Below are 13,727 nucleotides of genomic sequence, written 5' to 3'. Positions count from 1 at the left end.
TTGTTACTAACTTAAAATTCAGTAAAAATTGGCGTTGTTCAACTTGTGGATAAATATGTGAGTAACTTTCGTATATTATTGATTTTCTGTTATGATTTATGTGCATAAGTAAGGTGTTTAGAGTGTTAGTAATTTTCTTTTATGGAAAATACTTTACCATCATGCATTGTTATACAACTATGTATATGTTGTTGAAAAAGTTGTTGATCAATTGTTGGTATTTTATATCAACAAATAATTCACAAATTAATTTGACATTATTCACATGCTTATTAAACATTTAATAACAGTTTTCTTGATAAATCTAATCTGAAAACGTTTTTGCCATTACAGGGAATAAATTGAGTAAAAAAAGAACCTTAGTAGAAAAAATAGCATATAGAATTTTTCTCTTCCTTTTCAAAAAAGCTTCTGTGTTGAAAAAGTGTGCGACTGAGGCATTAATGAAAGATCTGCCAGACCTTAATATATTTAATGGTCTATTAAAATTCCGCGATTGTGGTATAATGGATATAATGACTCCACGTACAGAGATATGCGCAGTAGACATTGAGTCAAGCGAGCGTGAAATAATAAAGAAGATAAAAAACACTTGCCACACTAAAATACCAATTTATAAAAATAACTTTGATAACGTAATAGGCTTTTTTTATGTAAAAGATGTTATTTTTAATAGGGATAAAAATTTTAATCTGAAACATATTATACAAAGCGTAATATTTGTTCCACCCTCGATGAAGACAACTAATCTTTTTGTTAGGATGAACTCTTCTAAATCATGCTTAGCTATCGTATTGGATGAATATGGTGGAACTGATGGTTTAATTTCAATGACTGATCTTATAGAGGAACTAATACCAAACATTGATAGTGAAAACGAAATAAATTCAGAATATACCATTACTGAATTGTCTCAAAATAAGTTTGAAGTATCAGCAAGGGCTCTTATAAAAGATATAGAAGAGGATCTAAAAATAGAATTACGTGACCCTGAAGAAGACTATGTTACACTTGGTGGTTTGATTCTTTCGATTGCTGGTAAAGTGCCTTCTGTAGATGAAGTCATTAAATATAAAAATGGTATGAAGTTTATCATCAAAGATGCAAATGAGCGCTACATTAATAAAATAGTACTAGACTTAAGTGATTACAAAAATTAGATTTGGTACCCCTTGTCGGGGAATGCCTTGACACGAAGAAAAAGTTGTAATAACCAAATATGCAACTCAAGTTATAGTTAAACCTATTTCCAGCAAATTATTTTCGCAAGTATAATGCATTTCAGTGTTATAGTACTCTAATAATAAAGAGGTCATATAGATATTAATATCTTTTGTATTTAAATTAGTGTCATTTTTTTTGATTAATTTGTCTACTAATGATTTGCTTATTGGTTTGTGTTCATTTAGAATTTTTATAGTTAATAGCATTTTATCTTCTGTTTGACTCAGTAAAACAGATACTAGTTCAACTTCCGCCACTGCACTGGCTATAGTTAGCACCATATTAGAAATTATCTTATTTATCTTTTCAATTAAATCTTCCTTATTTTTTGCAGAGTATGCGTCTATTTTCCACGTAAGCTTTACTTTTTTTTTAATAAATAATTTTCGATATTAGATTTGGTCTTATCAAAGCTATAATTATCCATTGAAGAAGAATATGCCTGCTTCATAACTTTATGTTTATATATTAAATCATCGGAGCTTTCTTTAAGAAACAACAACGCTTCCTTCTGCGCATCAGCATCATTCTTATCTATTACTTCAAGCTCTTCTACGCCAAACGTTATTCCATTCATAGAGTTAGCAAAGTCATGAAGCAGCCGTCCTGATAGCAGTTCCGTTATTAACAGTATGTTTTTGGTATTTTCGTTCATTGGATAATTATAAATGATTTAAGTTACCCTATATTGGTAAGTATATAATAGTCAATTAAGAGAAAGTTTCGTTGCACTTTTTATATCAAGGCATTAATATAGTATTAACAATTTTAAAATTTATAAAAGGATTATGAATACTTATACCAGATCAGGAATAGATATTGAACTATATAATAAGTTAATAAAAGAAGTCAAGCCTATTGCTCAAGAAACTACTAGAGAAGAAGTAATCAGCGAAATAGGTTCATTTTCTGCGTTATTTGATTTTGCTGCACTAAGTAAGAAGTATGACCATCCAGTACTCGTTTCCTCAACTGATGGAGTAGGTACGAAACTGTTGATAGCTCAAGAAGTGAATAAACATGATACTATAGGTATAGATTTAGTTGCAATGTGTGTAAATGACTTACTTGCACAAGGAGCAACGCCTTTGTTTTTCCTTGATTACTTTGCAACAGGCGTTTTGACCAAAGATGTTTTATTATCTGTGGTTAAGGGCATTGCAGAGGGGTGCAAGCAAGCTAAAATAGCATTGGTTGGTGGGGAAACTGCAGAAATGCCTGGAATGTATGGTAATAATCACTATGACCTTGCAGGGTTTGTGGTTGGTGTAGTTGATCGAAAGCAAATTCTTCCAAACTGTAGTATGATGAAAGCAGGTGATTATATAGTTGGCTTAGAGTCAAGTGGAATTCACTCAAATGGGTTTTCTTTAGTGCGCCATGTTTTCAAAAGCTTAGGTATAAATTATAACGATACATCTCTATGGAATAATAAATCTTGGAGTGAAATACTACTTGAACCAACAAAAATATATGTTGATTCTTTGCTGCCTATCATGTCACAAGTAAAAGGTATTGCGCACATCACGGGTGGTGGTTTGGTAGACAATATTCCGCGAATTCTTCCAAAAAACTTATTTGCAAACATAGACATTAATTCCTGGAAATGGCCAGATATATTTTTATGGCTAACAAAGGAGGGTAAAATAGAGAAGAAAGAAATGCTAAAAACATTTAATTGTGGTATTGGTATGGTATTGATCGTAAGTTCTGAGAATATGCAAAACGTGAAAAATCATTTCCAAAAACGTGGAGAAAAAATTGAAATTATTGGAAAACTTGATGAGGCATGTAACTCTCCACTTGATAGAGTAGTATTTAGTTAACCTAACTTTACTGACAGTCTTTTTGCAACTTCTAGGTATGCTTCCTTTAAATCTCCTAAATTCAAACGAAAGACATCTTTATCTAGCTTTTTATAAGTATTTTTATCCCATAATCTGCAGTTATCAGGGCTAATTTCATCAGCTAAAACGATTTTAGTACTGTCATTTATTAATCTGCCAAATTCTAACTTGAGATCAACTAAATATATACTTGCATTTGAAAATAGGTGAACTAATATTTCGTTGATTTTTAAAGTTGTAGTTTTAACTTCATCCATTTCTTTGCTAGATAGCCAATCAAAATACAGTATGTGATTTTCACTTACCATTGGGTCGGCTAGGTCATCATTTTTGTAAAAAAAATCGATTATAGGAGATGCAAGCCTCTCACCTTCTTTGATATTAAAACGTTTGCAAAAGCTGCCAGCTGCGACATTTCTAACTACTACCTCAAGAGGTATTATCTTGAGTTTTTTGACTAGCTGTTCTCTTTCGTTTAGAGTTTTTATAAAGTGTGTGCTAATTTCTGCTTTCTCAAGCTTTTCCATGATAAAAGCACTAATATGATTATTAATTATTCCTTTACCATCGATTATTTCATATTTTTCCTTATTGAATGCTGTAACATCATCTTTAAAGTGCTGTATGACAATTGATAAGTCTTCAGTTTCAATAATGGCTTTCGCTTTACCTTCGTATATCGTTTTATTCAGTGACATGTTTAATTTAACTATATATTATATCAATTTACTATTCTTAGAGTATAGCCCCAAATAACTTAAAATAAACCTTAATGGCATTCAATGTTACAATATTAAGCATATTCCCAGAAATGTTCCCGGGGTTTTTGAACTATTCTCTTGCCGGAAAAGCGTTAGAAAAAAAAATATGGAACCTTGAAGTAATAAATATTCGTTCTTTTGCGAAAGATAAACATTCAACTGTGGATGATGTTCCATATGGAGGTGGAGCAGGAATGGTTATGCGTTCTGATGTAGTTGGTGATGCAGTAGATAGTATGCTCTCTGTTCATAAAAACACTAAGTTTATTTACATGACTCCATCTGGAACTAAGTTTAATCAGAATATTGCCAGAGAATTATTAGAGTTTCCTCATATAACAATATTGTGTGGTCGATTTGAAGGTATTGACCAAAGGATAATTGATGCGTATACTCCTTATGAGTTAAGTATTGGAGATTATATACTTTCAGGAGGTGAGCCAGCTGCAATGGTGGTTCTTGATGCATGCATTAGACTTCTTCCAGGTGTAGTAAATAATACCGATAGTATTACTGAAGAAAGTTTTAATTATGGTGGTGGTGTACTTGAATATCCTCAATATACTAGACCTGAGCAGTGGAAGGGATATAAAGTACCTGAGGTTTTGTTATCTGGCAATCACAAAAAAATAAGTGATTGGAGGCAGAAGCAGTCTCATGTTATAACAAAAAAGCGTAGGCCTGAATTATTGAGTGGAGAGATAAATGACAAATTTACTTAAAAAATTTAACGAACAGCAAATGCAAGTGTTAGCTAAAGAAATACCAGAATTTCGTCCTGGCGATGATTTGAAGGTCACTTTTAAAGTAGTTGACGGTACAAGTGAACGTATACAGATATTTGAAGGTGTATGTATATCAAAAAGGAACCGCGGGTTACATTCTTCTTTTGCAGTCAGAAAAGTGAGCCATGGAGAAAGTATAGTGTCTCAGTTTTTTGTTTATTCTCCTGCACTGGTTTCAGTGCAAGTGACAAGAAAAGGAAAGGTTCGTAGAGCAAAACTGTATTATCTGTGCAAACTATTTGGAAAAGCTGCAAGGATCAAAGAGCGTACTACTTATGTTAAAAAGAAATCTAAGTAGATACAATAGGGAGTGATGTCAATTGTGTCATCTCAGAACTCTCTCTTGTCATCCCAGTGCGTGACACACAACTGTACGAACATTGTGTTTGCCTCCCGCTGTGGTGTCATCCCAGTGCTCCGACACTGGGATCCAGCATTCATTATTCTCCTTTTGGTTTGTGCTTTCATGGAAAATGTAAAAATTATTTGCAGGCAAAGCCTGCTGGATCCCAGTGTCAGCTACTTGCATGACAAAAAAGGGGAAAGTTTTTTCAAATCCTCGTGTAAAGAAAAGTAAATGAGTATAAAGAAAAAATTCCTTAAATTACTTCAGTCAAGGCGTGTACATGCTCGTATAAAAAGGAAAAATAAAAAGAACAGAGCGCTACGCTTTTGTTCTTTCACGGCACTAGTTATCTCACTTGGCTGTCCTGTGTGTATATTGCTCAGTATATTGGTTAACTCTTACAGTGCCTTAACAGTAACGAAAATTTTATTGCCAGTTGAAATAAATGCTGATCTTGCTTTGGCGAGTAATCCTAGTGATTTGCGGTATAAGTCCATTGGCTTACTCAACGATTCTTTACGTAAGGTGTTTGGAGGAACTGATTTTAAAGACGGTGACGAAATTTTAAGTCGTAATTCTTACAAAGAACTAGAGAAATTTTTTCGTAAGAAAGTAAAAGATAGTGGTGAATATGAGATCTGGTTTACCGCGTCAAGTATAATTAATTCAATAAATAAAGATAAATATTTGAATGATCGTTATGCTAAATTACTTGATTGGCTAAAAGAAAAGAGGAGAGTGAAAAAATTTTTTAATAAGTCTTTATTCCTTAAATCTGACTCTCGTGAACCTGAAAATGCAGGGATTTTAGGAGCGTTTATCGGTTCATTAATGACAATTATAGTGTGCCTAGCATTAGCATTACCAATAGGAATTATGTCGGGCATCTGTCTTTACGAATTTATGCCTAAAAATAGGCTAATGACTAATATTGTAGAAATTAGCATAAATAATCTTGCTGCAGTGCCTTCAATAATATTTGGTGTAGTGGGCTTAACTCTCTATCTTGGCATATTTGGGCTACCACGCTCTTCACCACTTGTTGGTGGAATGACTCTTTCATTTATGATGTTACCTAATATTATAATTGCAACAAAAAATGCCTTTGCGAATGTTCCTATTACGATAAAAGATGCAGCGTTTGCGCTCGGTGCACCTCACATCAAGGTGATATTAGATCACTCTTTACCGATTGCGTTACCAAGAATAATACATGGTACTGTGCTTGCAATTGCAAGGATTTTAGGTGAATCTTCTCCTTTACTTATGATGGGTATGGTGGCATTTATTGCTGATACACCTACGTCCTTTTTCGATCCGGCGACTGTTCTATCTGTGCAAATATACATATGGTCAAGCAATCCTGAAATTGCATTTGTTGAACTTGCTGCTATCGCAATTATAGCTTTATTATTGGTGTTATTTGCGTTAAATTTAGTAGCAAATTTTGTAAAAAGGAAATTCGAATTTTTTAATTTTTAGCAATTCATGAAAATCACAGTCCTATCTGGTTATGGCTTAAATTGCGAAAAAGAAACTGCATTTGCATTTATGGAATGCAGCAGAAAACTTGGTATTGGTAATATTGAAGTAAAAATCGTTCACATTAACGATATCATAGATAATCCAGGTGAACTGAAATTAAGCAATATACTTGCAATTCCAGGGGGTTTTTCCTATGGTGATGACACTGGTGCTGGTAATGCGTTTGCTTTACGTATTAAAAACAACTTGTTGGATGAGTTTCAAGAGTTTTTATCTCAGGACAAGCTGATTATAGGAATATGTAATGGTTGTCAGATATTAGTAAAATTAATTCCAGAATTCTCTAGTCTAGCTTTAATCCATAATGATATAGGCAATTATCAATGCCGTTGGATTAGAGTGAGAGTTAATTCAAAGAGTAATTCTGTTTGGCTACGGGGTCTGAGTGAACTATATCTCCCTATTGCTCATGGGGAAGGCAAATTTTTTATGGATCAAGATATTTTGAACCAATTGATTGAGAGCAATTCCACCGCATTACGTTACATTGATAAAAATGGCAACTATGCTAACCTACAATTTCCTTACAATCCGAATGGATCTACATACGACCTAGCAGCTTTATCAGATAAAAGTGGAAGAGTGCTAGCTTTAATGCCCCATCCAGAAAGGGGAATATTTTTTACCCAGCAAGATAATTGGCCCCTTGAAAAAGAAAAGAGCAAGCGTTTAGGTGTTGCTGTGCCAAAATATGGCGATGGAATGCTTATATTTGAAAATGCACTAAAGTATTTTTGTTAAAATTTATTGATAGGGATTTATGGTCGAAATCATCCCCTGATATTGCAAAAAACTTGCTTGACAAGCCTTGCCAGTCCCCTTATCATGAAACTGAAGCTATTTATTTATCTTCTCTGTACAGATTAAATGACAAAAAAACTCACGTATCTGGCGTCCCATGTTTAATTTTTTGCACTATGTGCATCTTATGTCTTTATAAAATTTCTAGGTTTTTACCTAATATAAGCTGAAATGCGCTTATAAAGCATTTAAAATATCAAAAAACGCCAACTTAAAAAATGGATAGTGAATAATTAGCTACCCTAGGGTTTCTTTTGCCTTTTTTTCTGTTTAGTAAATTTCTTAAACATTTATGACTAAAGGTTAGTTGCATTAAAAAGCAGCTAAATCGCGGTTATTAAGCGTTTAGAATAAAAAAACGCCATACTTGAAAGTATAATGTAAGTAATTAGCCAACCACGGGGCTTCTTTTGCCTTTTTTTATTTGGTAAATTTCTTAATATTTATAGCTAAACGACAACCGTCATCCCGCTACTTGTTAGCGGGATCTATGCTTTGAGATACCGCGAATGAATCGCGGTATGACGGTGTAATGATGGTTAAGTAATTCGTCATTCCGCTACTTGTTAGCGGCTGAGATACCGCGAATGAATCGCGGTATGACGGTGTAGATGATGGTTAAGTATCCCGCTGCTTGTTAGCGGGATCTATGTTAAGGTATAGTAGGGGATCTATGTTAAGAGATACCGCGAATGAATCGCGGTATGACGGTGTAATGATGGTTAAGTATCCCGCTTCTTGTTAGCGGGATCTAGAGATACCGCAACGTCTCACCTATAGCCTTCAGTGCTCCTTTTTTTGTCATCCCAGCGTCACGCGTTGGTTTCAACATTATATCATGAACTTTCTAAAATTCATTGAACTGTGTTTTCAAACGGTAGTGCCGGGGTGTGAGTATAATGATTATCAGTATATAAAAGTCATAGCAGACAGACTTGAAGCGGCAAATGTTGGCAAAATGAGGCGAATAATATTCAATATGCCTCCGCGTTCAATGAAGTCCCTGTGCGCTAGTGTTGCGTGGCCTGCATGGATACTGGGAAATCAGCCAACTGCAAGAATAATAGTTGCAAGCTACTCTCGGCTGCTTAGCGAAAAGCACTCGCTCGATACAAGATGCATAATGCAGTCTAGTTGGTATAGAGAGCTGTTTCCAGAGGTAGAACTATCCAAAGATCAGAATACCAAATACAAATTTCAAACAGTGCAGAGAGGATACAGAATCGCAACGTCAGTTGGAGGGACGTTAACAGGTGAAGGTGGTGATTTCATCATCGTGGATGATCCACTGAGTCCCGCCCAAGCTTTGAGTGAAACGTTTAGAAAGCGTGCTACAAATTGGTTTGACCAGACTTTAGTAGCCAGGCTCAACAATAGAAAAAAAGGAGTAATTGTTCTTGTGATGCATAGGCTACATCAAGAAGATTTAACCGGGCACCTTCTCTCCAAACCGAAAAACATATGGAACCATACTTGTTTACCGATGATATCTGAAAATAAGGAGATTATCTATTCAATCAAAAAGCCAGCGCCTCCTTTTCTTGTTCCTGTCACCCGAGTAACTACAAATGAGTACAAAAGCTGGATTACAGCATCAAGTGCTAGAATGACACCACCCGTAATATTATACTCAAGAGAAGAAGGTCAGTTGCTATATCCCCTCGATGGAGGAAAAGAAGAAGTTGAGATGATAAAGGTTGAACTTGGAAGTTACGCTTTTGCTGCACAATATCAACAAAACCCTCTGCCACTTTCAAGTGGTATAATTAAACGAGAGTGGCTGAAGCGCTATAGAAATTTTTCTGATAGTCTCTCATATGTCACTCAGAGCTGGGACACTGCAGTTTCAACAAGCAGCATGAGCAACTTTAGCGTCTGCACCACCTGGACAAAAGTGGGCAATAAATTCTATTTACTCGATGTATATCGCGCAAAGCTTGAGTATCCAAAGCTTAAAGAGCAAGTTCTGTCACTAGCTGCAAGATGGACACCGCACGCAATTTTAATCGAAGCAAAAACAAGTGGTCAGCAATTGGTGCAAGAGCTAAAGACAAACAGTGATTTACCAATTATCGAAATAGTACCACATGATGACAAACTTACTCGATTTTATCAAATTGTTCCGATTATAGAGTCTGGCAAGGTTTTTCTGCCGCACCAAGCAGTATGGCTGAACGATTTTGAGTATGAGATTTTAATGTTTCCTGAAACTCGACACGATGATCAAGTGGATAGTACCGTGCAATATTTGCAGTGGGTGAGAGATAGTAGCTCTAGGGTCGCAGCTTTACGGGCATTGTGATTTAAGCCTACCAGATCCAAGTAGTCAGCTACTTGCATGACACCCTGACAACCGTCATCCCGCTACGTGTTAGCGGGATCTAGAGATACCGCGAATGAATCGCGGTATGACGGTTCGTGGTGGTATGACAGTTCGTGGCGGTATGACGGTTCGCGGCAGCATGACGATAAGCTCGTCATCCCGCTACGTGTTAGCGGGATCTATGCTAAAAGATACCACGGCGGTATGACGTAGAACTGCTGCTTGTTAGCGGATGAGATACCGCGAATGAATCGCGGTATGACGGTTAAGTACGTGTTAGCGGCTAAGAGATACTGCGGCGGTATGACGTAGAGCTCGCGTTAGCTATAAGATTAGCTAACATTCTGCACGTCCATAAAAAACAAACCTTCTTTTTCGTCTTGAACGCTAATAATAGCGTGAGTGTTAAAAGGTAAAGGATCATTTGTATGTCCATGGCCTACCCCTTTCATAGTAAATACAGGAAAGTTAACACTTTTTGCAAACCTTTCTTTTACAACTTCAACAAGGTTATCGTTATAGCAGTTAACGAAATCCCCAAAGATTACTGCATGTACTCCATCAAAGATGTGAGCTTGTTTTAGGTGATCTAAACTGCGCTCTATTGCATATGGGTAGACTCTTATGTCCTCTAAAAATAGAATTTTACCTTTCGCATTTATTTGCCAAACAGTTCCTATACTGTTTTCAACTAAAGTCATATTACCACCGATGATTTTAGACTTTAATCTGCCATCTTTTAGTCTAATGCCATTATTTATCATCTTTAGCTTATCAAATCTGATAGAATCCCGCTTGTTAAGAATTAACTCTTTCAATTTTTCAACAGAGCTTTCAGAAACGGAGTTATTTACTATCATTTCCAACATGGTGCCGTGAAGAGTTTGCCAATCATATTTAGCTTGTAGATGGATGTGCAAGGCAGTTATATCGCTATAGCCTATGAGGATCTTTTTGTTTTGAGCAATCCTTTCTTTTTTATCATTGGGTAACTTTTCTAGATAGGGAATTAACCGAGAAGCCCCTTCTCCTCCTCTGATACACCAGATTATTTTACTATCACCGGTTAGTGCACTAACCAAATCATTTGCTCTGAATTCATCAGAGTTGGAATAAAATGGGTTATCATTACTATATATTTTCTCCGAAATATGGGGATTAAAATCCAAAGCTTCTACATATTCTTTTATAGTAGTCAGATCTGATTCTTTTCCCTTGGAGGAAGGAGCAATAATATCAACTTGGTCCATTGCATGAATACCTGTGTTAGCACATAAAGTGAGAATGAAATATAAAAGGTAAACAATCATTAAAATATCTTATAAAACTCTTTTTTTAGTATATCATCCAATTCAGAGAGTGGAACTTTCACTCCTAGTTCTTCCATTGACGTGACGCCATAACCTTGCAACCCACAAGGAATAATACCCTTATAGTGAGAGAGGTCTGGAAAGACGTTAAGCGCTATGCCATGATAAGTTACCCATTTTCTTAAGCGAATACCAAAAGCTGCAATTTTTTTTTCTACTCCGTTATGGTTTACCCAAATGCCTATTCTATCTTCTCTAAACTCTCCAAGTATATTAAATTGCTTTAAAACATTTATGATCCACTTACTTAGATCTCTAATATATAGCTTTATATCGCATTTGTTTCTTTTTTTAAGGTTTAACATTAAATATATAATGCGCTGTCCTGGACCATGATATGTGTGTTTACCACCCCTTCCTGTTTTATATATGGGAAATAGTTTTTCAACAATATCATCAGCTGTTGCACTGATTCCTGCAGTATAAAGTGGAGGGTGCTGGAGTAGCCATACCAATTCGTCTGCTGAATTATTGTGAATTTGTTGAATTTTCTCTTCCATGGATTTTACAGCACAGTTATAATCAATAAGCTGATTAGATATTAGCCATTCTGTCATATTCTATTTCTTTTTTTTTAGTATAGCAGTTCGTTTTTTCCTGTTATTCCAGTGTGTGACACTGGGCGCAGCCTTTCTTATTCCTAATATACTTAATACTAACTTCTGTGCTATTTCTCCTTAACAAACATAGTACATGACAAATGTTTAATTATTTGTCAACACAGGTCCTCTTTACGTATAGGCAACTTTTTTTATTGAAAAATTCAGAAAAATGTTGTATAATTATTAGTAGATTTTAGGTAAAATATATGGCAAACTCAAAATTTAGCATAACTTTCAACAACGAAATTTCAGAGTGTCTTGCTGGACTGGCTAAAATAAGAAATAAGTCCATTAAAGAACTAACAGAGAAGCTCATACAAGAAGCAATTGAAAATGAGGAAGATAAAATACTAATTGAGCGTGCTGCTAAACGTAATGTTTCAGGTGTAAAGAAAATTAGAAGTGAGGATGTAGACTGGAATACAATATTATCTTCATAGAAAGCGTTCTTGAGAAAGACCTTCCAGCTCTTCCAAAAACAATAAGATTAAGGATCATAAATGCGATAAATAAGCGCCTTACAGTTGATCCCATTAACCTTGGTGAGCCATTATATTACAGATTTAAAGGACAAAGAAGATTAAGGGTAGGTGATTATCGCGTTATCTATTCCGTAAATATTATAAAATATGAAGTGGTTATCACAGAGATAGGACACAGAAAAGATATTTATAAGTAAGTACATCATATAAATATTAAATATATTTTTACTCCTTCCTGATTCATTTTCTACCTTAGGTGGCTTCGCTCAGCTCAAAAAAAAAGCTCATTCTTTTTGCTACCCCTTATTGTGCCTGCCATTTAACTACTGTGTAGAGATTGCTCTCAAACATAATGTTCGTACGTTAGTATATCCTTCCTGTGACACCAATTGATATAATTCTACCACAAATTCAATTTTTTAGGAGGCATATATGAATCTCAATATTTTTCAAAGAAAAAAAAGCGCAGTATTTACTAAATATTCTGCTTTGCAGCTAATGATGGAGCCAAGTTGGAGTAAGCGTGATTATGTAAGTTTTGCTGAGGAAGGTTACATAAAAAATGTTATTGCCTTTCGAGCAATTAATATGATTGCAAGTGCTGCATCTTCGGTACCTTTTACTCTCTGCCAGCTTACTGAACAGGGAAAATCGCAATTAAAAGCCCATCCATTACTGAAATTACTTTATTCTCCTAATCCAATGACATCAAAATCGGAATTTATTGAGGGGATTGTAACTTATCGGTTAGTTAACGGCAATTCTTATATATTGATGGTTGAATCACAGAATAGTAGAAAACCACCAACAGAGCTTTATCTTCTGCGCCCCGATAGGGTTGAAATTGTTCCAGGGAGAAATAACGTTCCTTATATCTATCGTTATACCATAAATAACAACAGTTATGACTTTAAAGTTGATAAACTAACTGGATGTTCAGCAGTGTTGCACTTAAAGACCTTTAATCCTTTGAATGATTGGTATGGGTTATCACCAATTGAGGCAGCTGCATATAGCATAGATCAACATAATCAGGCGGGTGCTTGGAATCAAGCGATGTTGCAAAATGGGGCAAGACCAAGTGGTGCAATAGTTGTAAAATCAGCAAAAGATGGAAGTGGTGGAAGTTTAAGTCAAGAGCAGTACCAACGCTTAAAAGCGCAGATAAATGATCATTATTCAGGTTCTATAAACGCTGGAAGACCGATATTGCTTGAAGGAGGCTTGGAGTGGAAAGAAATGAGCTTATCGCCAAGGGATATGGATTTTATTGAGTCCAAACACAGCTCAGCTCGTGATATTGCGCTAGCTTTTGGCGTTCCACCGCAATTGCTTGGCATACCGGGTGATAACACTTATAGCAATTTAGTCGAAGCACGCTTATCCCTCTGGGAGCAGACGGTTTTACCAACGCTAGAAAATATTATCTGTCACCTGAATTCTTGGCTGACACCAAGATTTGGTGAAGATCTGTGCTTGTCGTATGACAAAGATGCAATAGAAATTCTCATGGAAAAAAGACAAAAGTTGTGGAAATACGTAGAAAACGCAAGCTTCATGACGCTCAACGAAAAGAGAGAAGCATTTGGCTTGCCACCACTGCCAGGTGGTGATGAGTTAGGTTAAGTTTGTATCCGTTCA

16 protein-coding genes are annotated in these 13,727 nt (G+C 35.5%); 10 read left to right on the top strand and 6 right to left on the bottom strand.

Annotated elements, in window-relative coordinates; all coding sequences use genetic code 11:
* Positions 1-341 precede the first annotated feature (341 nt).
* Positions 342-1,160, top strand: a complete 819-nt coding sequence (locus L0Z58_RS05105) for a transporter associated domain-containing protein (RefSeq protein WP_007549273.1) — start codon at positions 342-344, stop codon at positions 1,158-1,160.
* A 66-nt stretch (positions 1,161-1,226) separates the two neighbouring features.
* Here the strand turns inward: L0Z58_RS05105 and L0Z58_RS05100 are convergent, their stop codons facing one another.
* Together L0Z58_RS05100 and L0Z58_RS05095 are read right to left on the bottom strand one after the other, a co-directional pair.
* A complete protein-coding gene (locus L0Z58_RS05100; RefSeq protein ID WP_233395610.1) occupies positions 1,227-1,571 on the bottom strand; it encodes a hypothetical protein in 345 nt (114 codons plus the stop codon).
* 14 nt (positions 1,572-1,585) lie between these two features.
* Positions 1,586-1,879: a hypothetical protein gene (locus L0Z58_RS05095; protein ID WP_006280049.1), complete on the bottom strand. Its 294-nt coding sequence runs from the start codon at positions 1,877-1,879 to the stop codon at positions 1,586-1,588.
* A 133-nt stretch (positions 1,880-2,012) separates the two neighbouring features.
* Here L0Z58_RS05095 and purM point away from each other — a divergent pair, with 133 nt between their 5' ends.
* The gene (gene purM / locus L0Z58_RS05090; RefSeq protein WP_010962991.1) at positions 2,013-3,050 is read left to right on the top strand and encodes a phosphoribosylformylglycinamidine cyclo-ligase; all 1,038 of its coding nucleotides are present in this window, start codon (positions 2,013-2,015) and stop codon (positions 3,048-3,050) included.
* Here the strand turns inward: purM and purC are convergent.
* The gene (purC, locus tag L0Z58_RS05085; RefSeq protein WP_010081959.1) at positions 3,047-3,769 is read right to left on the bottom strand and encodes a phosphoribosylaminoimidazolesuccinocarboxamide synthase; all 723 of its coding nucleotides are present in this window, start codon (positions 3,767-3,769) and stop codon (positions 3,047-3,049) included. The two genes, purM and purC, sit on opposite strands and share 4 nt — an antisense overlap.
* Positions 3,770-3,843: 74 nt before the next feature.
* Here purC and trmD point away from each other — a divergent pair, with 74 nt between their 5' ends.
* On the top strand, positions 3,844-4,554 hold the full coding sequence (gene trmD, locus L0Z58_RS05080; protein WP_010962990.1) for a tRNA (guanosine(37)-N1)-methyltransferase TrmD: 711 nt from the start codon (positions 3,844-3,846) through the stop codon (positions 4,552-4,554).
* Complete coding sequence (rplS, locus tag L0Z58_RS05075) at positions 4,538-4,915, top strand: 50S ribosomal protein L19 (RefSeq protein WP_006279489.1); 378 nt, start codon at positions 4,538-4,540, stop codon at positions 4,913-4,915. The genes trmD and rplS overlap by 17 nt, the downstream gene beginning before the upstream one ends.
* 48 nt (positions 4,916-4,963) lie before the next feature.
* Here rplS and L0Z58_RS05070 read toward each other — a convergent pair whose 3' ends face one another.
* Positions 4,964-5,146, bottom strand: a complete 183-nt coding sequence (locus L0Z58_RS05070; protein ID WP_010962989.1) for a hypothetical protein — start codon at positions 5,144-5,146, stop codon at positions 4,964-4,966.
* Positions 5,147-5,194: 48 nt separating this feature from the next.
* Between L0Z58_RS05070 and L0Z58_RS05065 the strand changes: the two genes are divergently transcribed.
* The 3 genes from L0Z58_RS05065 to terL all read left to right on the top strand — a co-directional run bounded on the left by L0Z58_RS05065 (position 5,195) and on the right by terL (position 9,611).
* A complete protein-coding gene (locus L0Z58_RS05065) occupies positions 5,195-6,445 on the top strand; it encodes a PstA family ABC transporter permease (protein ID WP_010962988.1) in 1,251 nt (416 codons plus the stop codon).
* A gap of 6 nt (positions 6,446-6,451) precedes the next feature.
* On the top strand, positions 6,452-7,249 hold the full coding sequence (locus L0Z58_RS05060) for a phosphoribosylformylglycinamidine synthase subunit PurQ (protein WP_006279487.1): 798 nt from the start codon (positions 6,452-6,454) through the stop codon (positions 7,247-7,249).
* A gap of 898 nt (positions 7,250-8,147) precedes the next feature.
* Positions 8,148-9,611, top strand: a complete 1,464-nt coding sequence (gene terL / locus L0Z58_RS05055) for a phage terminase large subunit (protein WP_010962987.1) — start codon at positions 8,148-8,150, stop codon at positions 9,609-9,611.
* Between the two features lie 353 nt (positions 9,612-9,964).
* Here the strand turns inward: terL and L0Z58_RS05050 are convergent, their stop codons facing one another.
* Together L0Z58_RS05050 and lipB are read right to left on the bottom strand one after the other, a co-directional pair.
* Positions 9,965-10,942, bottom strand: a complete 978-nt coding sequence (locus L0Z58_RS05050; RefSeq protein ID WP_010081984.1) for an LD-carboxypeptidase — start codon at positions 10,940-10,942, stop codon at positions 9,965-9,967.
* A complete protein-coding gene (lipB, locus tag L0Z58_RS05045; RefSeq protein WP_010081985.1) occupies positions 10,942-11,559 on the bottom strand; it encodes a lipoyl(octanoyl) transferase LipB in 618 nt (205 codons plus the stop codon). Before lipB ends, L0Z58_RS05050 begins: the two co-directional genes overlap by 1 nt.
* A gap of 251 nt (positions 11,560-11,810) precedes the next feature.
* Between lipB and L0Z58_RS05040 the strand changes: the two genes are divergently transcribed.
* The 3 genes from L0Z58_RS05040 to L0Z58_RS05030 all read left to right on the top strand — a co-directional run bounded on the left by L0Z58_RS05040 (position 11,811) and on the right by L0Z58_RS05030 (position 13,712).
* Positions 11,811-12,044: a DUF6290 family protein gene (locus L0Z58_RS05040; RefSeq protein ID WP_010081986.1), complete on the top strand. Its 234-nt coding sequence runs from the start codon at positions 11,811-11,813 to the stop codon at positions 12,042-12,044.
* Complete coding sequence (locus L0Z58_RS05035) at positions 12,020-12,283, top strand: type II toxin-antitoxin system RelE family toxin (RefSeq protein ID WP_080717643.1); 264 nt, start codon at positions 12,020-12,022, stop codon at positions 12,281-12,283. Before L0Z58_RS05040 ends, L0Z58_RS05035 begins: the two co-directional genes overlap by 25 nt.
* Before the next feature lie 235 nt (positions 12,284-12,518).
* On the top strand, positions 12,519-13,712 hold the full coding sequence (locus L0Z58_RS05030; protein WP_010962986.1) for a phage portal protein: 1,194 nt from the start codon (positions 12,519-12,521) through the stop codon (positions 13,710-13,712).
* Positions 13,713-13,727: the final 15 nt, after the last annotated feature.

The organism is Wolbachia endosymbiont of Aedes aegypti, from assembly GCF_021496215.1.
In the GTDB taxonomy this organism is placed as follows: Bacteria; Pseudomonadota; Alphaproteobacteria; order Rickettsiales; family Anaplasmataceae; genus Wolbachia; species Wolbachia pipientis.
The sequence above is the reverse complement of the archived record's forward strand: the minus strand, read 5'-3'. Positions and strand labels throughout refer to the sequence as shown.

Bases quoted from the DNA above. Each gene is read 5' to 3' on its own strand.
- L0Z58_RS05070 (WP_010962989.1), bottom strand. From the start codon at position 5,146: ATGCAAGTAGCTGACACTGGGATCCAGCAGGCTTTGCCTGCAAATAAT.
- L0Z58_RS05050 (WP_010081984.1), bottom strand. From the start codon at position 10,942: ATGATTGTTTACCTTTTATATTTCATTCTCACTTTATGTGCTAACACA.
- L0Z58_RS05040 (WP_010081986.1), top strand. From the start codon at position 11,811: ATGGCAAACTCAAAATTTAGCATAACTTTCAACAACGAAATTTCAGAG.
- L0Z58_RS05060 (WP_006279487.1), top strand. From the start codon at position 6,452: ATGAAAATCACAGTCCTATCTGGTTATGGCTTAAATTGCGAAAAAGAA.
- purM (WP_010962991.1), top strand. From the start codon at position 2,013: ATGAATACTTATACCAGATCAGGAATAGATATTGAACTATATAATAAG.
- terL (WP_010962987.1), top strand. From the start codon at position 8,148: ATGAACTTTCTAAAATTCATTGAACTGTGTTTTCAAACGGTAGTGCCG.
- L0Z58_RS05065 (WP_010962988.1), top strand. From the start codon at position 5,195: ATGAGTATAAAGAAAAAATTCCTTAAATTACTTCAGTCAAGGCGTGTA.
- L0Z58_RS05095 (WP_006280049.1), bottom strand. From the start codon at position 1,879: ATGAACGAAAATACCAAAAACATACTGTTAATAACGGAACTGCTATCA.
- lipB (WP_010081985.1), bottom strand. From the start codon at position 11,559: ATGACAGAATGGCTAATATCTAATCAGCTTATTGATTATAACTGTGCT.
- purC (WP_010081959.1), bottom strand. From the start codon at position 3,769: ATGTCACTGAATAAAACGATATACGAAGGTAAAGCGAAAGCCATTATT.
- trmD (WP_010962990.1), top strand. From the start codon at position 3,844: ATGGCATTCAATGTTACAATATTAAGCATATTCCCAGAAATGTTCCCG.
- L0Z58_RS05030 (WP_010962986.1), top strand. From the start codon at position 12,519: ATGAATCTCAATATTTTTCAAAGAAAAAAAAGCGCAGTATTTACTAAA.
- rplS (WP_006279489.1), top strand. From the start codon at position 4,538: ATGACAAATTTACTTAAAAAATTTAACGAACAGCAAATGCAAGTGTTA.